Origin of the sequence: Arthrobacter sp. AK01, assembly GCF_021109375.1 — a bacterium.
GTDB lineage: Bacteria > Actinomycetota > Actinomycetes > Actinomycetales > Micrococcaceae > Arthrobacter.
In genome coordinates, this window is sequence record NZ_JAJOHP010000041.1 from 28220 (window position 1) to 46091 (window position 17872).

At 63.8% G+C, this 17872-nt stretch carries 16 protein-coding genes; 8 read left to right on the plus strand and 8 right to left on the minus strand.

The genetic code is table 11. The features are described from left to right. Positions 1-37: 37 nt before the first annotated feature. The gene (gene helR / locus LN996_RS15055; protein WP_231341170.1) at positions 38-2251 is read right to left on the minus strand and encodes an RNA polymerase recycling motor ATPase HelR; all 2214 of its coding nucleotides are present in this window, start codon (positions 2249-2251) and stop codon (positions 38-40) included. 176 nt (positions 2252-2427) lie between these two features. Between helR and LN996_RS15060 the strand changes: the two genes are divergently transcribed. Further along, positions 2428-3165: a class I SAM-dependent methyltransferase gene (locus LN996_RS15060; protein WP_231341171.1), complete on the plus strand. Its 738-nt coding sequence runs from the start codon at positions 2428-2430 to the stop codon at positions 3163-3165. Here LN996_RS15060 and serS read toward each other — a convergent pair. Next, on the minus strand, positions 3162-4442 hold the full coding sequence (gene serS / locus LN996_RS15065) for a serine--tRNA ligase (RefSeq protein ID WP_231341172.1): 1281 nt from the start codon (positions 4440-4442) through the stop codon (positions 3162-3164). The genes LN996_RS15060 and serS overlap by 4 nt on opposite strands. Before the next feature lie 112 nt (positions 4443-4554). Between serS and LN996_RS15070 the strand changes: the two genes are divergently transcribed. Next, positions 4555-5616 (plus strand): diacylglycerol kinase family protein, encoded by a 1062-nt coding sequence (locus tag LN996_RS15070; protein ID WP_231341173.1) that lies wholly within the window; start codon positions 4555-4557, stop codon positions 5614-5616. Here LN996_RS15070 and LN996_RS15075 read toward each other — a convergent pair. The 3 genes from LN996_RS15075 to LN996_RS15085 all read right to left on the minus strand — a co-directional run bounded on the left by LN996_RS15075 (position 5613) and on the right by LN996_RS15085 (position 7238). Beyond that, entirely contained in the window at positions 5613-5843 is a 231-nt protein-coding gene (locus tag LN996_RS15075) for a hypothetical protein (protein ID WP_231341174.1), read from the minus strand. The two genes, LN996_RS15070 and LN996_RS15075, sit on opposite strands and share 4 nt — an antisense overlap. A gap of 105 nt (positions 5844-5948) precedes the next feature. Further along, entirely contained in the window at positions 5949-6881 is a 933-nt protein-coding gene (gene pheA / locus LN996_RS15080; protein WP_231341175.1) for a prephenate dehydratase, read from the minus strand. A gap of 30 nt (positions 6882-6911) precedes the next feature. After that, positions 6912-7238 (minus strand): rhodanese-like domain-containing protein, encoded by a 327-nt coding sequence (locus LN996_RS15085; RefSeq protein WP_026540906.1) that lies wholly within the window; start codon positions 7236-7238, stop codon positions 6912-6914. Positions 7239-7380: 142 nt separating this feature from the next. Here LN996_RS15085 and LN996_RS15090 point away from each other — a divergent pair, with 142 nt between their 5' ends. From LN996_RS15090 to LN996_RS15100, 3 genes are read left to right on the plus strand one after another with little or no spacing between them, the layout of a single operon-like run. Beyond that, a complete protein-coding gene (locus tag LN996_RS15090) occupies positions 7381-8124 on the plus strand; it encodes a peptidase E (RefSeq protein WP_231341176.1) in 744 nt (247 codons plus the stop codon). Beyond that, a complete protein-coding gene (locus tag LN996_RS15095; RefSeq protein ID WP_231341177.1) occupies positions 8117-9553 on the plus strand; it encodes an amidase in 1437 nt (478 codons plus the stop codon). The genes LN996_RS15090 and LN996_RS15095 overlap by 8 nt, the downstream gene beginning before the upstream one ends. A gap of 54 nt (positions 9554-9607) precedes the next feature. Next, positions 9608-11107, plus strand: coding sequence for a peptide MFS transporter (locus LN996_RS15100; RefSeq protein ID WP_231341178.1), 1500 nt, complete (start codon positions 9608-9610; stop codon positions 11105-11107). A gap of 241 nt (positions 11108-11348) precedes the next feature. On the opposite strand, the gene LN996_RS15105 is transcribed toward LN996_RS15100, so the two are convergent. After that, positions 11349-12050, minus strand: coding sequence for a DUF4190 domain-containing protein (locus LN996_RS15105; protein WP_231341179.1), 702 nt, complete (start codon positions 12048-12050; stop codon positions 11349-11351). Positions 12051-12269: 219 nt separating this feature from the next. Between LN996_RS15105 and LN996_RS15110 the strand changes: the two genes are divergently transcribed. Both LN996_RS15110 and pgm read left to right on the plus strand, forming a co-directional pair. After that, positions 12270-13025, plus strand: a complete 756-nt coding sequence (locus LN996_RS15110; protein ID WP_231341180.1) for an SDR family NAD(P)-dependent oxidoreductase — start codon at positions 12270-12272, stop codon at positions 13023-13025. 204 nt (positions 13026-13229) lie between these two features. Beyond that, positions 13230-14891, plus strand: coding sequence for a phosphoglucomutase (alpha-D-glucose-1,6-bisphosphate-dependent) (gene pgm / locus LN996_RS15115; protein ID WP_231341181.1), 1662 nt, complete (start codon positions 13230-13232; stop codon positions 14889-14891). Between the two features lie 5 nt (positions 14892-14896). Here the strand turns inward: pgm and LN996_RS15120 are convergent, their stop codons facing one another. Together LN996_RS15120 and LN996_RS15125 are read right to left on the minus strand one after the other, a co-directional pair. Continuing rightward, positions 14897-15397, minus strand: a complete 501-nt coding sequence (locus tag LN996_RS15120; RefSeq protein WP_231341182.1) for a 2'-5' RNA ligase family protein — start codon at positions 15395-15397, stop codon at positions 14897-14899. Between the two features lie 204 nt (positions 15398-15601). Further along, positions 15602-16258: a TetR/AcrR family transcriptional regulator gene (locus LN996_RS15125; protein WP_231341183.1), complete on the minus strand. Its 657-nt coding sequence runs from the start codon at positions 16256-16258 to the stop codon at positions 15602-15604. 105 nt (positions 16259-16363) lie between these two features. Here LN996_RS15125 and LN996_RS15130 point away from each other — a divergent pair, with 105 nt between their 5' ends. Further along, positions 16364-17836, plus strand: a complete 1473-nt coding sequence (locus LN996_RS15130; protein ID WP_231341184.1) for an MFS transporter — start codon at positions 16364-16366, stop codon at positions 17834-17836. The last annotated feature ends 36 nt before the right edge of the window (positions 17837-17872 follow it).

The window sequence follows — 17872 nt, forward strand, 5'->3', positions numbered from 1 at the left end:
GCGCCACAGCGGGGGATTAACGGACGATGAACAGTGGTCATTTGGATGCTTGCCCGCCGCTCCGGAGAATCACAAGCTGCTGGGTGGCCCGGGTCATGGCGACATACCGGTCCACGGCGCCCTCTACGCCGGCGCCTTCGTGGCCATCCCCGAATTCCTCCGGGTCCAGCAGGACCACGAGGTCGAACTCCAGGCCCTTGCATAATTCAGGGGTGAGCCAGCTGACGCGGTTCAATGTCGCTTTGGGTGCTACGTCGTCCCGCCGGCTGATGACACAAGCCGTGCCCTCCGGGTTTTCGGCGAGCCAGGTTTCCAGGAAGGAGCTGAGCTCCTGCGTTTTTCCATGGACCACGGGGAGGCCACTGCTGCGGACCGAGGTGGGAACGTTGGCGTCCGGGAGGGCTGCCCTGATGACCGGCTCCGCTTCCGCCATGACCTCCTCAGGCGTGCGGTAGTTGATGCTCAGGCTGGCCAACGTCACGTTGCCCAGGCCCACGCGTTCCAGGCGTTCTTCCCACGACTCAGTGAAGCCGTGCCTGGCCTGGGCACGGTCCCCCACCACCGTGAAGCTTCGTGACGGGCAGCGAAGCAGCAACATGCGCCACTCCGCGTCCGTCAGTTCCTGTGCCTCATCCACCACAATGTGCGCGAACGGTCCTGCGAGGACATCCGGATCCGGGGTGGGCAAGGCGTCCAGGTCCACCAGTTTGTCCCGCATGTCATCGCCGCGCAGCATGTACATCTCCATGTTCTCGGAGTCGTCCGCTGCAATCAGGTCATCCACCACCCGATCCATGAGCTCCCGTTCAGCGGCGAGTGTTGCCTCCTGGCTTCGCCTTCGCCGCGCGGCTTCAGGGTCACCGAGCCGTTGCCGGGCTGCGTCCAGGAGTGGCAGGTCCTCGACCGTCCACGCGTCGGGGAATTCACGCTGCAGCGTGGTTCTTTCATCAGGCTGCAGCCATGGTGCGCACAGGCGCAGGTACGCCGGCACCCGCCACAGCTCGGCCACCAACCCTTTGTAGTCGAGCAGCGGCCACGCACGGTTGAAATTCGTGTGCAGCCCAGCGTTATGGGTGAACGCCCTGCGGAGCAAACTCTCCGGAAGATCGTGCCCGGCCAGCTTATCCATGAGGATTTCCAGCAGCGCCTCCCACACATCATCACGCGCTTCATTGTGCGGGGTCCCTGGTTCTGCGGCATCAAAAGCCTCGGCCCAGTCCTCGGCGCTGAGCCAGACGTCGGCGTAGGGGGTCTCGACCTCCATACCCTTGGCCGGCGGCTCCTCGTAGAACTTCACGGCGCGCTCCACCGCCGTGACCATGTCCACGGACGACTTGAGGCGAACCACCTCCGGATCGCTTTCGACGGCGGCCGTGGCACCTTCGGGGACCAGATCCCGTAACGTGCAGGTCTGCACACCCTCCTCACCCAGGCTGGGAAGAACATCGGCAACGTAGGCGAGGTAGGGCTGGTGGGGGCCAACAAACAGAACATCACTCTTTCGATGGCTGCCGCGGTGGCTGAGTCGGGGATCCGAATAGAGCAGATAAGCCGTCCGGTGCAACGCAACCACAGTCTTTCCGGTACCTGGACCGCCGTCGAGCACTAAAGCCCCGCGCGAGCCCGCGCGAATGATCTGGTCCTGGTCCGCCTGGATGGTGCCCAAAACGTCGCGCATCCGTGGTGAGCGGGTGCTTCCCAGGCTGGCGATGAAGGCAGACTGGTCATCAAGGGCCGCATTTCCCTGCAGCCCGTCAGCGGTGAACACTTCGTCCCAATAGTCACTGATCCGGCCCTGTGTCCAGCGGTACCGGCGCCGGCTCACCAAGCCCATCGGATTGGCGTGGGTTGCACCAAAGAACGGCTCGGCAGCAGGCGAGCGCCAGTCGATCAGGAGCCTGTGCCCTTGGCTGTCATTGAGTCCCAGCCGGCCAACGTACACAGGATCCGGACTGTCCGCGCTCACCATCCGGCCCAAGCAAAGGTCCAGACCGAAGCGCCGCAGGGCCCTAAGCCTCGCGGTGATCCGATGAATCTCCTGGTCACGGTCCAAGGCAGCTTGGCCACGACCCCCTGGCTGCTTTCGCGTGAGGTCGAGGCGGCCCGACAAGTCCGCAATGGATTCCGACAGGTTCTTGGCGATGGCTTCGAATTGCCGCTCGTCGCTGCCTATCAGCTGCGGATCGGCCTTACGTGCACGCTGCTCCGGCAGGGCAAATGCACTGGATTTCAAGGGGCTGATTTCGGGCATTCCACGACTCCCTTTTCCGTTTGTTGTGGGGTTCGTGGATCAATTGTTCGGCATCAGGGGGGCCTTGCCGCAAGCCCCCATGTGCGTTATAAATTGAATATGGAAGGGATCATTCCCTTCTTTTTTTGTGCGCAAATGCCCGCCGAAAGGCAACCCCGGAACTGTAGGGTAGTCGGATGTCTTCCCGAATGACCGGCGCCCGGCTGTCAGCCCTCTACGACGCAGAGAACATGTGGGCCGCGGATGACGACTTCTTCCTGGCGTTCGTGAATGAGCGGTCGAACAGCCGGGTGTTGGATCTGGGCTGCGGCACGGGCAGGATGACCCTTGCGGTTGCTGCGGATGGTCATGCCGTTGTTGGCATCGACCCAAACCCCCACTCCCTTGCGGCCGCTCGTGGGAAGCGCGGCGCCGACCACGTGACGTGGATCGAAGGTACGTCAACGCAAATCCCTGAAGGGACCTTTGACGTCGCGATCATGACGGCGCACGTGGCCCAGGCGATCAACGACGACGGCGACTGGTCGCGAACGCTGGCCGACGTTTACCGCGCGCTGGCACCCGGCGGGCGTTTGGCGTTCGATACCCGCGACCCGGCGGCCAAGGCATGGGAAGGCTGGAATCCGCCGACGACGCGACGCACGCACACGCTCCCCGATGGCTCCGCCTTGGAAACGTGGATGGAGAGTGTCCTGCTGCCCGGCGGGCTTGTTGCGCTAACCGAGCACCGGCTCCTTGACGGAAGCATCGATGAAACAGAGTCGTCGGTCCTGGCGTTCCGCAGCGAGGACCAGCTGCGCCAAGACCTGGGCCTCGCGGGCTTCGAGGTGGAGCACATTCTCGGTGGCTGGGCCGGCGAGGACGTGGGCAGCGGGCAAGGCGAACTGATCGCGCTTGCCCGCAAGCCCCGTTAGAGAACCGGCAAAACCTCAAGTCCGCCAAGGTACTTCTGCAGCGCCTTGGGAACGTTGACGGAGCCGTCCGGGTTCTGGTGGTGTTCAAGGATGGCAACGATCCAGCGTGTGGTGGCCAGGGTGCCATTCAGTGTTGCAACAGCGCGGGTTCCCTTGGCAACACCTTCGTCATTGACCGCACGCTCGCGGATGTTGAGGCGGCGCGCCTGGAACGTGGTGCAGTTGGACGTCGAGGTGAGCTCGCGGTAGGCGTTCTGCGTGGGGACCCAGGCTTCGCAGTCGAACTTGCGGGCCGCGGACATGCCAAGGTCTCCTGCTGCGGTGTCGATCACGCGGTAGGGCAGCTCGCACTTGGCCAGCATTTCCTCTTCCCAAGCCAGCAGTCGCTCGTGTTCTGCAGCGGCCTCTTCAACAGTGGTGTAGATGAACATCTCCACCTTGTTGAACTGGTGCACGCGGATGATGCCGCGGGTGTCCTTGCCGTGCGAACCGGCCTCGCGGCGGTAGCAGGAGCTCTGGCCGGCGTATCGGATGGGGCCTGCGGAGAGATCCAGGATCTCATCTGCGTGGTAGCCGGCGAGGGCCACCTCCGAGGTTCCCACAAGGTAAAGGTCGTCTTCCGCGAGGCGGTAGATCTCGGCGTCGTGCTTTACGTCGAAACCGGTGCCCTGCATGGTCTCGGGACGCACCAAAGTGGGGGTAATCATCGGGACGAAACCGGCATCGATGGCCTGCTCCATGGCCATCTGCAGCAGTGCCATCTCCAAGCGGGCACCAACGCCGCGAAGGAAGTAGAAGCGCGAGCCGGAAACCTTGGCACCGCGCTCCATGTCGATGGCGCCGATCAGTTCACCGATTTCCAGGTGGTCTTTCGGCTCAAAATCGTTGAATTCGCGGGGGGTACCCACGGTCTTGACCACCACGAAGTCGTCCTCGCCGCCCTCCGGGACACCGTCCACGACGAGGTTGGGGATGACGCGGAGCAGTTCCTCCTGCTTCGCTTGAGCGACAGAGGCTTCAGCGGCTGCGGCCTTGACCGAGTTGGCCAGTTCCTTGACCTCGGCCAAAAGAGCCTGCTTCTCCTCGCCCTTGGCCTGCGCCACCTTCTTGCCGAAAGCGTTCTGCTCTGCGCGGAGGGTTTCATGGCGGATCAGCGCGGCACGGCGATCGGAGTCAGCGGAGATGATCGCGTCCACAACGGACTCGTCGGCGCCACGGGCGCGCTGGCTGGCACGGAACTTGTCCGGATTTTCGCTGAGGTCTTTTACGTCGATCACCAGACAAGAGTATCGAATCCGCCACGGATTACCGGTCCGTAGTGGGCAAAGGCCGGCCGTCCCGGGGGCGAGGCAAAGAGAGGAGTGCCCAGGAGGATAGTGTTGGAGCACCATGAGCGACTGGATCCTGTACGTGATTCTCGCTGGGGGCGTGGCGTTTGCCGTCTCCAGTTGGTGGGGTGTGCGCCGATTGAAAGCCCGGCATACCAGGAGCGCGGTTCGGGAGGACGCCCACAAGCCCGGCCCCGGGGACCAACGCGTTGCAGTCATCCTTAACCCCGTGAAAAACAACGCCGCCGTAGCCCGTCAGGCCATTACCGATGCCTGTGACCTCGCCGGATGGGACGCCCCCAAATTCTTTGAAACCACCCCCGAGGACCCCGGTTACGGGCAGTCGCGCCAGGCGCTGGCCTACGGAGCCGACGTCGTTCTGGCGTGCGGTGGCGACGGGACCGTGCGCGTGGTGGCTGAGTCACTGGCGCACAAGAACGTGGCCATGGGCCTCATCCCTTTGGGCACCGGAAACCTGCTGGCACGAAACGTGGACCTGGACGTCACAGACCTCGCTGGCTGCATCCAGACCGCCCTGTTCGGCCATCAGCGCTTCATCGATACCGCCACCATGGGGATCGACAACGAAATTACCGGCGAGTCCGCAGAACATACCTTCCTGGTGATCGCCGGCATGGGCTTGGATGCCGAGGTTGTTGGCGACACCAAGGACAACCTCAAAAAGAGCGTCGGCTGGCTCGCCTATACCGAGGCCGGCGTCCGCCACCTGCCTGGCCGCCGAAAACGGGTCACCATCACCATGGATGACCAGCCCGAACAGGCGCGCAAAATCCGCAGCGTACTGTTTGCCAACTGTGGATTGATCCCCGGCGGTATCGACTTCATCCCGCAGGCCATGATCGACGACGGCATGCTGGACATCGTGGTGATGAGCCCGCGCAGCGCCTTCGGCTGGCTGGCCATGTACACAAAGGTCCTGTTCAAGCACAACGCGAACCTGCCGATGATGAGCTTCTACCGTTCCGGGAAAGTCACCATCCGCAGTCAGGAACCGATGGCGACACAGCTCGACGGCGACCCCTCGGGCGAAGCGACAACAGTCACCGTCCAAGTGGCACCAGGATCCTTGCTGGTGCGCGTGCCGAAAGCCAAAACCGTTTAGACAGCGCCCTTTTCGGGTTGGGCTGTGTTTCTTTCGGCCTCTTCAGCCGCGGCCTTGGCGGCAGCCCTGGCCTCGGACTGCTCCTTGATCATGGCTTGCTCTTCTTCAAAACGCAGACGATCCGCCCGATCAGCATCGTCGCCGTCCCAGTCATCTTTGTTATCGATTGACGGCTTGGGATTGACGATCATGCCCTGGCCGTCTTTGTCATCGCTGTGGACAGTCATGACCCATCCCTTTCGTTTGCTATTCATCCATCGTTTATGGATCAGGCAAGCATACGCACAGAAGCATCAGTGCGAAAGGGGAATGGCATGCCCTGTGGACTGCGGCTAGGAGCCCTTCAGAATCGAATCAACCCACGCGTGCGCCGAGGCAAACGCCGCGTCTGACGTATGCGGAGCGACCACGGCCGGCTGCTTGTCAGCCCGTGCGTAGGAGCCCAGGAACCGGGTTGCCGGGCTGATCCGGTGGAGGCCGGCAAGGGCATCGGCCACCCGTGAATCGGTGGCGTGTCCATCGGCGTCGATGCTGAAGAAATAGTGGCCCAGGTACTGACCAGTGGGGCGTGATTCGATGCGGCTCAGGTTCACTCCGCGGGAGGCGAACTGGTCCAGGATCTCCATGAGGGCGCCCGGGTGATCCTCCGGCAGCGGCACAACCACGGTGGTCTTGTCAGCACCTGTGCGCTCCGGCAAGGGTCCGGGCCGGCTCACCAAGATGAACCGTGTGACCGCATCCGGGTTGTCGCCAATGTTCTGGGCCAGGATGTTGAGGCCGGGTTGCTCGGAAGCGATCAGCGGCGCACAAATGGCCGCTTCGTAAGGAGCATCCTCCTCCAGCAGCCCCATGGCGGAAGCGGCCGTCGAGGTCCCGGGAACGTAGTCAGCGTTCGGAAGGTGCTCGTCCACCCAGAGCCGGCATTGCGCCCACGCGTGGCCGTGCGTCGAGATCCTTTTGATGTCGGAAAGTTCGACGCCGGGCCTCGCCACGAGCACGAAGGTGATGGGAACAAGGGCCTCACGGATGATCCGGAGCTCCTGGCCCGTGGCGATCGCATCCAGCGTGGCCGTAACCCCGCCCTCCACCGAGTTCTCGATGGGAACCATGGCAGCATCAGCTTGGCCTTCACGGACACGTTCCAGTGCCGTATTCACGTTGGTGCAGGGAATTCTCATGGCGTCAGCAGCACCTGGTACCTGCATGAGGGCGGCCTCGGTGAAGGTGCCCTCGGGGCCAAGGAACGTGTAGGTGAGCGCTGACATCGAATATTCCTTGCTGGTTATATGCGCGGTTTAGAGGACTACCGGCTTGAGACCGTTGTCGGACACCATCGGCTTGCCTGCCTCGAACCACATATCCATGCCCCCGGCCACGTTCACCGCCGAATACCCCTGGCCCACCAGCCACTGGACAGCGCGGAAGGAACGGCCACCGGTGCGGCAGATGACGAAGAGGTCGTCGTCGGGATCGAGCTCGTCCAGCCGTGCCGGCAGCTGGTCCAGGGGGATGTGGCGTGCACCTTCAGCGTGCCCTGCCACCCACTCGTAGTCTTCGCGGACGTCCAGAATGCTGGCGTCAGCCGGAATATCGCCCACAGGCACGGTATCGAAGTCGCTCATTGCGGTCCCTTCCCATCGATTAGTCCAGCATCCAGCCTAGTCGCAGCGGCGTGCGGCCAGAACGTTCGCTTGCGTCACGAGGTCCGGACGCTAAGACTGGGACCCAAGCCCTCCCCGAACATTGGCCCGTTAGGAGTACTCCATGGCTGCTGGGCAACCCACCATTCTGGCGACATCCGGTGGCTACAAACCAGGCGAACGCACCCGGATAGAGTTCAACCACTTGATGCACTATGCCGTGGAGCTCTCCGGGGTGAGCGGCCGCCCGCCACGCGTGACACACATCGGGACGGCATCCGGGGATCAGCGTTGGTGGGCCGCGGAAATGGATCAGGCCGCACGTATTGCGGGGTTCGATTTCAGCCACCTCACCCTCTTCCCCATGCCCAATATCGAGGACCCGGAAGCCCATCTCCTGGAACAGGACGTGGTGTGGGTCAACGGCGGCTCGGTGGTGAACCTGCTGGCCGTATGGCGTGCCCACGGACTGGACCGGATCCTCCGGAAAGCGTGGGAAGGCGGCGTGGTGCTGGCTGGCGTCTCAGCAGGATCCATCTGTTGGTACCAGGGCGGCGTCACCGATTCGTTCGGCCCGGAGCTCAGGCCCGTCACCAACGCCCTCGGCTTCCTTCCCTACGCCAGCGGTGTCCACTATGACTCCGAACCCCGCCGCGCTCCTGCCATCCACAAATTGGTGGCCAACGGCACGCTCGGCGAAACGCACTGCACGGACGACGGCGTGGGGCTGGTTTACCAGGGAACGGAACTTGTGGAGGTGGTGTCCGAAGTGAAGAACAAGGCAGCCTTCCGGGTCACCGCCGGTGCCGGCGAAAGTGTGGATGCCGTTGCTGTGGAGGAACGGTTGGAGTCGCGTTTCCTTGGTTGATCCTTCGCTGCAGGCCCTTTCACGACTGACCGCTGTTGAACTCCGCGATGCCCTGGCTTCGGGCGACCTGTCCGCCCGGGAGGCCACCACCCACTTCCTCTCGGCAATCGAATCCCGGAACAAGCAACTGGGTGCCTTTGTCACAGTCACAGCAGAACAGGCTCTCAGGGACGCCGCCGCGGCGGATCGACGGCACGCCATCGTGGTCCGCGAGGGCCGCCGCGATGAGCTGCCCCTGCTTCACGGCATGCCCACCGCATTCAAGGACCTCACCGACGTCGCCGGGGTACCGACAACCCACGGCAGCGCTGCCCTGGAGCATAAACCCGCGCCCGAGGACGGCGCCCTCGCAGCAACCCTGAAGGGTCAAGGCGTCATCTCGCTGGGCAAAACCCAGGTTCCGGAGTTTGGGCTGACCGCGTACAGCGAGAACCGCATCGCACCGCCGTCGCGCAATCCCCATTCCTTGGGGCGAAGCTCCGGCGGTTCGTCAGGCGGCACAGCGGCAGCCGTGGCAGCTGGCCTGGTTCCATTCGCGCCCGGAACAGACGGAGGCGGGTCCATTCGGATTCCCGCCGGCGCCTGCGGACTGGTCGGGTTGAAGCCGGGCCGGGGCGTGGTGCCGTCAGGTGCAAGCGCCGGGGACACTGCCAAGTTGGTGGTCGCCGGACCGCTGGCGCGAACAGCCGCGGACGCTGCGCTGCTGATGGACGCGCTGGTCCCCCGGGATGAAGCGCCCGACGGCGGATATCTCGCCAATGTTGGCCGGGCGCCGGAGCCCCTCAGGATCGGCGTGAGCCTGGACAGCCCGTGGGCAGGTGCCTATCCGTTTGGGATCGAGCAAGAAGCCATGGACGCCCTCACGCTGGGGACCAAGCTCCTGGGAAACGCCGGCCACAGCGTTGCCGAAGCCGAAATCCGGTACGACAACCGCTATCCCGAAGCGTTCACAGCAGCCTGGACTGCCGGCGTCGGGAGTGCCCGGATAGCACCCCAGCGCGAAGCACTGCTGACCCCGCTGACCCGGACATTCCGCCGTCGGGCGCAACAGCGGAGCGCTTTCAAGGTGAATGAGGCACTCGGATTCCTGCGGCAATTCGAGCACGACACCATCGCGCAATACGCGGAATGGGATGTCATCCTCATGCCAACGCTCGCGCAGACACCTCGTCCCATCGGCTGGTTCACGGGCGGCGGACACAGCGGCGAGCCGTGGCCGAGTGAGTGGGCCGGCGACGCTGACGAGGACTACAAGCGGCAGTGCGAATACGCGCCGTGGTCATCCATGGTGAACGTGTGCGGGCTTCCGGCGATCAGCGTTCCTGTGCACGCAACTGCCGCTGGCCTGCCGATGGGAATTCAGCTCATTGGCCGCATGGGATCTGAGCTGTTGCTTCTCCAGCTCGCAGCCGCCCTCGAGGCCAGGTAACAGGGGCGTCTAACATATGGAAAGTGGTTGCCCCGGGCATATATCGATGTGACAATGCCCGCAGTCAGTGCCAGCATTGAGAAAATGAGCACACCTCAAACCACGGCTGAGTCCGCAAAGCCAGCGGGCGATACGTCATTCTTCGGCCATCCAAAGACGTTGGCCAGCCTCTTCTCCGTGGAAATGTGGGAGCGATTCTCCTTCTACGGCATGCAGGGAATTCTGCTCTACTACATGTACTTCACCGCTGAGCAGGGCGGTCTTTCCATTGACCAGGGCCTCGCCGCTGGTTTGGTGGGTGCATACGGTGGTGGCGTTTACCTGTCGACGATCCTCGGCGCCTGGCTCGCCGACCGTCTCTTCGGCTCCGAAAAGGTCCTGTTCGGCTCGGCCATCATGATAATGGCCGGCCACATAGCGCTGGCGCTTCTTCCCGGAATTCCGGGCTTGATCGCCGGCCTGGTACTGGTGGGCATCGGTTCCGGTGGCCTGAAAGCCAACGCCACCGCCCTGGTGGGAACCTTGTACGGCGAGAAGGACGAGCGCCGCGACGCCGGCTTCTCCATCTTCTACATGGGCATCAACATCGGTGGGCTCATCGGTCCACTGGTCACCGGTTTCCTGCAGACGAGCTACGGCTTCCACATCGGCTTCGGCGCCGCGGCCGTGGGCATGGCGATCGGCCTGGTCATCTACTCGCTGGGCCGCAAACGGCTCCCCGAGGAAGCACACCGCGTGCCGAACCCGCTCCCCGCGAAGGACCGCACCCGTTACGGCCTGATCTTCCTGGGCATCCTGATTGTCATCGGCGTCCTGCTCGGCACGGGCTTCGTCAACGCAAACAACCTGGCCCGCAGCATGGCGTACGCCGCCATCGCGGCCTCGGTGATCTACCTGTTCCTGATCTTCCGCAGCCCCCTGGTCACCAGTGTGGAGCGTAAGCGCGTGGTCGCGTTCATCCCGCTGTACATCGCATCGGCTGCTTTCTGGGCGCTGTTCCAGCAGCAGTTCACGTTCATCGCTGTCTACTCGCAGGAGAAACTGGACCGTAACCTGTTCGGCTGGGAAATGCCGGCCGCCTGGGTCCAGTCCATCAACCCGGTGTTCATCATCATTTTCGCCGGCGTCATGGCTGCCCTCTGGACCAAGCTCGGCTCCAAGCAGCCCAGTTCGCCGCTGAAGTTCTCGGCCGGCCTCTTCATCATGGGCCTGGCATTCCTGGCGTTCATCCCGCTGGCCGGCGACGGCAAGACCCCGCTGCTGGCACTGGTGGGCATCCTGTTCATGTTCACCCTGGCGGAGCTGTTCTTGTCCCCCATCGGCCTGTCCGTGAGCACCAAGCTCGCCCCGCAGGCGTTCCACACGCAGATGGTGGCACTGTTCTTCCTGTCGGTCTCGCTCGGTACGACCTTGGCGGGCATCCTGGCTGGCCTGTACAACCCCGACGACGAGCTCCCGTACTTCCTGGGCATCGGCGGCGTGGCAATGGTCCTTGCCGTTGGCCTTGCAGCTGCTTCGCCGGCGATCAAGAAGTTGATGGGTGGCGTTCGCTAGCTCGGCTGACGCGGCGGACAGCGCCTGACGCCACGCAAACGGACCAGCGTTGCCTATATTCAGGTGGCGCTGGTCCGTTTCTGTGTCGGCCGCGGGTTTGGGTCGCGCCGATGGGCCTTAACAACGACGGGGGCCCCCGGGGGGGGGGGGGGTGGGCCCCCCCCCCCCCACCCCCGCCGCCCCGGGGGGGGGGGGGGGCCCCCCCCGCCGCCCCCCGCCCCCCCCCGTCGTGCGTGTTTGCTTAGTAGTTCAACCTCGTGGACGAGGCCCCAATGGCCGCGAAGAAGATAATGCCGAAGATCACCGTCAGCGCCACGCCGATGTATCCCATCACGAGTCCGGCGGTTGCCATGCCCTTGCCCGCAGGTTCACGCTTGAGGGCGAGGTGGCCCAGAATCACGGCGGCGATCTGCGGAAGGATGAAGAACCCGAAGCCAACAAAGATGGCGATACCGCAGCACATGCTGGCGATGCTCAGGCCCTTGGGCTCGGCCTGCATGGCGTAGTACGCGGGCTGTCCGTAGGGGCTGGGCTGGCTGTACGGCTGCTGGCCATAGGGCTGCTGACCGAATGCCTGCTGCTGTTGGTACGGGCTGGGCGGCTGTCCGTACGGCGACGGCGGCTGCTGGCTGTAGTCGCCCGGGGTGTACGCACTCTGGCTGCCGGGCGGCTGAGGCTGGGTGTAGAAGTCGCTCTGGCCTTGGGCATTCTGCGTGTAAGCGTCCTGCCCGTGCGCGCTCTGCTCGTAGGACGGGAGCGGCTGCGTTGGGTTGGCACCCTGCTCGAATGGCGGCGGCACGGGGGCGCCGGGCTCGGGCGCCCCGGGCTCAGGGGCACTCTGCGCGGCCGGTTCGGGTGCGCTGAACTGTGCGGGCGGGACGTACTGCGGCGGTTCGTAACCCGCCGGCTTGTCTTCGTTGCCCTTGGCTGGCTGATCTGACATGGAAAATCCCCCTGAATTTGGTCTTTGATCCCAACACTACCGCCGTCCGCGGTGCCACAGAAGGTAGCGCAGGGCTGAAGACATGGGCACAAGGGCCCATCCGGAAAGATTCATGCATAAGCATGGAATTTTTCCGAGTCTGACTCGGTTTACGTCAACAGCGACTTAAACAGCGCTCACCACAGAAATCTGCGGGATCCGTCCCGCGAAGGAGGAATCATGGGTAACTTCGAAGGCAAGACCGCGCTCGTCACCGGCGGCGGCTCAGGACTCGGGGAAGCGATCAGCAAGGACCTCGCAAAAAACGGCGTCAACGTCGTGGTTGCGGACGTCAACTTCGACGCCGCCACCCGCGTGGCCAACGAAATCACGGCCGACGGCGGCACTGCAGTTCCGTTCCAAGGCAACACGGCTGTGGCCGAGGACAGCAAGAAGGCCGTCGACTTCGCCGTGGAGACCTATGGCGCCCTCAACTACGCCGTGAACAACGCGGGCATCGGCGGGGCCAGCGCACCTGTGGGCGACGTCGACATCGAGGACTGGGACCGGGTCATCGCCATCAACTTGAGCGGCGTCCTCTATGGAATGCGCTATCAGATCCCGGCCATCCTTGCCGCCGGCGCTTCCGAAGGTGCCATTGTGAACATGGCCTCAATCCATGGAGCTGTCGCCGCCCCCGGCAACGCCGCCTATACAGCTGCCAAGCACGGCGTGGTGGGCCTGACCAAGAACGCAGCGGCCGAATACGGCGCGCAGGGTCTCCGCGTCAACGCGATTGGACCCGGCTACATCGATACTCCCCTGCTGTCAGCTGCACCGAAAGAAGTGATTAACGGGCTTGAGGCCAAGCACTCGCTGGGCCGGCTGGGCAAGGCGGAGGAGATCGCCAACGTCACTACGTTCCTCCTCTCCGACAAAGCCAGCTTCATGACCGGCTCGTATGTGCTGGTCGATGGCGGGTACACCGCCGTCTAGCCTTTGGCACCCTTGCTATTGAATTTCGCTCCGACCCGGTTTTCGACAACCGGGGCGGAGCGTTCTCTTTCACTAGCACCTGTTCCTGAACGTGACGTGAAACCTGCCTGTTCATGGCGTGCCCCTGCCGCCTTCCAGCGTCACAGGGGCCAGATCCCGGACATTTCCTGTCAGCGGGCCGTGTGGTCTGGCATGCTGGACCCCATGGCTAGCCGAGCGGGCACAGTTGCCCTTCCCCAGGACCTTGTTGACATCACAGCCCTGCTGGACGCGTATTTCGACGTAGCTCCGGATTTGGGCGATCCCGCGCAGCGCGTGGCGTTTGGAACGTCGGGACACCGCGGCTCCAGCTTGAAAGCGTCGTTCAACGAGCCGCACATCCTTGCGATCACGCAGGCAATCGTTGAATACCGCGGACGCCAGGGCATCACCGGGCCGCTGTTTATTGGCCGCGATACCCACGCCCTCAGCGAGCCGGCGCAGAACTCCGCTTTGGAGGTGCTGGCTGCCAACGGCGTGACTGTCCTGGTGGACGCACGCCACGGCTACACCCCGACACCGGCATTGAGCCACGCGATCCTCAAGTACAATCGCGAAGCCGCGCCCGGCACTCCCCAGGCCGACGGCATTGTGGTCACCCCCAGCCACAACCCGCCAGGCGACGGTGGCTTCAAGTACAACCCTCCGCACGGCGGACCCGCCGATACGGATGCCACCGGTTGGATCGCCGACCGCGCCAACCAGCTCCTCGAAAACGGCCTCCGTGGCGTCAAGCGCATCCCCTTGAACGATGCTCTCGCCGCCGACACAACGGGCAAGTTCGACTTCCTCAGCAGCTACGTCGACGACCTCCCCTCCGTTCTCAACCTGGACGCGATCCGCAACGCCGGCGTCCGCATCGGCGCCGACCCCATGGGTGGCGCCTCCGTTGACTACTGGGGCGAGATCGGCGAGCGCCACCAGCTCAACCTCACGGTTGTGAACCCCACCGTTGATCCGCAGTGGGCCTTCATGACGCTCGACTGGGATGAGAAGATCCGCATGGATTGCTCGTCGCCGTCGGCCATGGCGTCGCTGATCAAGCGGATGGCTGCGGGCGCCGACGGCACCACTGCTTATGACGTCGCCACGGGAAACGACGCCGACGCCGACCGGCATGGCATTGTCACACCCGATGGCGGCCTGATGAACCCGAACCATTACCTCGCCGTCGCCATCGACTACCTTTACCGGAACCGCAGCGGCTGGAACCCGGAGTCCGTGGTTGGCAAGACCCTGGTATCTTCCTCGATCATCGACCGCGTCGCAGCCGGTCTGGGCCGCAAGCTGGTGGAGGTTCCCGTTGGCTTCAAGTGGTTCGTGCCCGGCTTGCTCTCCGGCGAGGGCGCATTCGGTGGCGAGGAATCGGCTGGCGCATCCTTCAACAAGCTGGACGGCAGCGTGTGGACCACGGACAAGGACGGCATCCTGCTGGCGCTGCTGGCGTCCGAGATCACGGCCGTTACGGGTCAGTCTCCGTCGCAGCTCTACAAGGGACTCACTGACCAGTTCGGCTCACCCGTTTACGCCCGCATCGACGCTGCCGCCACCCGCGAGCAGAAGTCCAAATTGGGCAAGCTCTCCGCCGCCGACGTCACCGCTACCTCCTTGGCCGGCGAAGAGATCACGGCCAAGCTCACTGAGGCTCCGGGCAATGGCGCTTCGATCGGCGGCCTGAAGGTTGTCACCGAGAATGCCTGGTTCGCAGCCCGCCCCTCAGGCACCGAGGACGTGTACAAGATCTACGCCGAGTCGTTCAAAGGCGCGGACCACTTGAAGCAGGTGCAGGAAGAGGCCAAGGCGCTGGTGGACGGAGTCATCGCGTAGGTTCCTCAGTGGCTCTGGGCGTCCCGGGTCCAGAGCTTGAGGATGCGCCGGATGGTGTGGTCGCCCTCCGGCGCCATGTCCACCAGGGCTATGTGGTCAAGCACGACGACGTCTCCTGACTCGGGGCGCCTGCCGTCATGGTGCGAGATGTGCGGCCGATAGTGGTCAAGGATGTAGTTCGGCGTAGCGATCCTCCCGCCGATGCTGGTCACGGCATCCACCATCTCTTCGTGCAGTCCCTGCAGCAACGGGTTGTGGTGGATCAAGCTCACCGGGATGGACCCCATGTGCCCAAACCCCGCCTCTTCACCCACGGTTAGCCTCGTTCCGAGGGCTCCCTTGACTGGCGCTGCCGCCAAGTCCGTCAGAACATCGGCGACGTCGGCACTCACCTCAGTGCCGACGTCGAACCTTAACAGCGTGATGTGAAGCGGCCAGTCGCTGCGCGGAAAAACCAGCCCCGGCTGCACGGGCTCCGTGAACGCCACCCAAATGAGGTTCCGCATAGGCATAGTTTGCCACCCCGGCTTCATCGCCCTCTCACCTCCCGCGGCAATTTCCCAAACCCTCTCTCACTTCCCCATAGGGTCGGGGCAAGCGCAATCTGAACGACCAAGATCCGGGCGCATTCGCACGCCGGAAGTGATCGAGCGTTTCCGGAAAGGCGACGAAAGGTGAGAGAGCGTCGGAAGGACGGATGCCCTCTTTACTTACGCACCTCGGGAGTCGAGCAGGACTCGGAGGACTTGCTCAAGGGGCTCCGTCAGTTGATCGGCGGAAGCTGAGACGAGGGGCTGCACTTCCGTGGCCGTCCGCAGCATCACCAATCCCAGCATCAGCGCGATAGCCATTTGGGCTCGAAGGAGAAGCGGCTGCGAAGCGGAGTCATCCGCACTCCAACCTGCGGCTGCGGCGAGTTGTTCGGTGAAGCGCTCCAAGGTCCTGCGGCGGATCGCATCGGCGTTCTCGTCGCCGGATGAACGGAGCAGGAGCAGGAGTTGCAGGGGGTCGTCGGCGTTGGGAGCCTCGACGACGTGCGCCAGGAGCCGGGCGATCACCTCGTCAACGCTGGCCGCGCGAGCCTGGGTTTGGGGATCCAGCTCATCCACAGTGCGGTTCATGCACGCTTCGAAGAGGCCCTCTTTGGAGCCGAAATACCGGTTGATGAGGGCTACGTTGACGCCCGCATCCGCTGCGATGTGGCGAACGGTGGTGGCGCGATAGCCCTCGGTTGCGAAGCGCCTGCGGGCGGCTCGAACCAGCGCCCGCCGGGTGACGTCCGCGTCCCGACCCGAACGAATCAATTCGTCGTCCGCCAAAGCTGCCCCGCCGTCGAGATGTTTTGGTTCCTGTACTTCGTTGCCCACTCCCCCACTCTAGCCCGGCAAACCCGCAAGTAAACGATTGTTGACATAGGTAACTAAATTGATTTACGCTCTAAGTAATCAATCGTTTACATGCCGAGGAGAACCATGTCCAGCACCATTGAGCGCCCGACAAGCGCACCGGCACCGGGTACGGAGGCTCACCGCAAACGCGGCACGGCGATCATCGCCTATCTCTCCCTCGGCGGCCTTTCATTCGCGGTCCTGCAGTCCTTGGTCGCACCCGCCCTGGGCACCATCGGGAAGGACCTTGGCGTAGCAACAAGCGACGCAGGCTGGGTGCTGACGGCTTACCTGCTCTCCGCTTCCGTGCTGACTCCGATCCTTGGGCGCCTCGGCGACATGGTGGGCAAGCGCAAGGTCCTGATCGTGGTGCTCTCCCTGCTTCTGGTCGGCGCGGTTCTCGCCGCTATTGCACCCAACCTGACGGTCCTGATCATTGGCCGCGTGCTTCAAGGCGCCGCGGGTGCGGTGATGCCACTATCCATCGGCATCGTCCGCGACGAGCTTCCGAAGGAACGCGTCAGCGTCACCATCGGCCTGCTGTCCGCGATCTTCGGCATCGGCGCCGGTGTTGGAATTGTCGCTGCTGGTCCGATTGTTGAGGCACTGTCCTGGCACTGGCTGTTCTGGTTACCGGCCGGGCTCGTACTGATCGCCCTCCTCGGAGCTATCTTCGGAATGCCCGAATCTCCCGTCAAAACCCCCGGCAAGCTCGATCTCCTGGGCACCGGCATTCTTTCCGTCGGCCTTGTAGCCGTGCTGCTGGCCATCAGCGAGGGCCAGACCTGGGGCTGGGGCGACGGCAAAACCATCAGCCTGCTCCTCGGTGGCGGCATCGCGCTGATCGTGTTCGTGTTCGTGGAATTGCGCGTGGCAGAACCGCTGATTGACGTGCGGCTGTTCCGCAACCGTGGCGTGTGGACCGCGCACATCGTGGCGTTGGCCTTCGGCTTCGCAATGTTTGGAACCTTCGTCCTGGTTCCCACGATCCTTCAACTGCCAACGGTCCTTGGCTACGGGTTCGGCAAGACCGTCAGCGAAGCTGGCATCTACCTGCTGCCGACCGTCGTCGCTATGGTGATCTCCGGCGTCATTGCCGGCGCCCTCATCCGCAAGGTGGGGCCCAAGATTCCGATGATCCTCGGCGCTGTGGCCGTCACCGTCGCGTTCATCATTCCGGCATTGGGACACGGTGAAGAGTGGCAGATTGTGGTCTCGGGCATCCTCACCGGCATCGGCATTGGGATGGCACTGGCCGCGACATCAAATGCGATTGTCGAAAGTGTTCCTGCGACCCAGACCGGCGAGGCCATCAGTGCCAACACTGTGCTGCGCACCGTCGGCAGCAGCATTGGTACGGCCGTCATTGCCGCGCTCATCTCCTCAAACATCACCCCGCAGGGCGCGCCTTCGGACGATGCGTTCACCATCGGCTTCTGGGTATCCGCCGGGGTTGGCGTGCTGGCGCTCCTCGCTGCGCTCGTTGTTCCGTCCCGGGTGCAACGGCGCCGCAATGCGGAAGCTGCGGGGATCGACGACTTCGACGAAGCTGCCTGACCGCCACGAACGCAAAACGCCCGCTCACCTATGGTG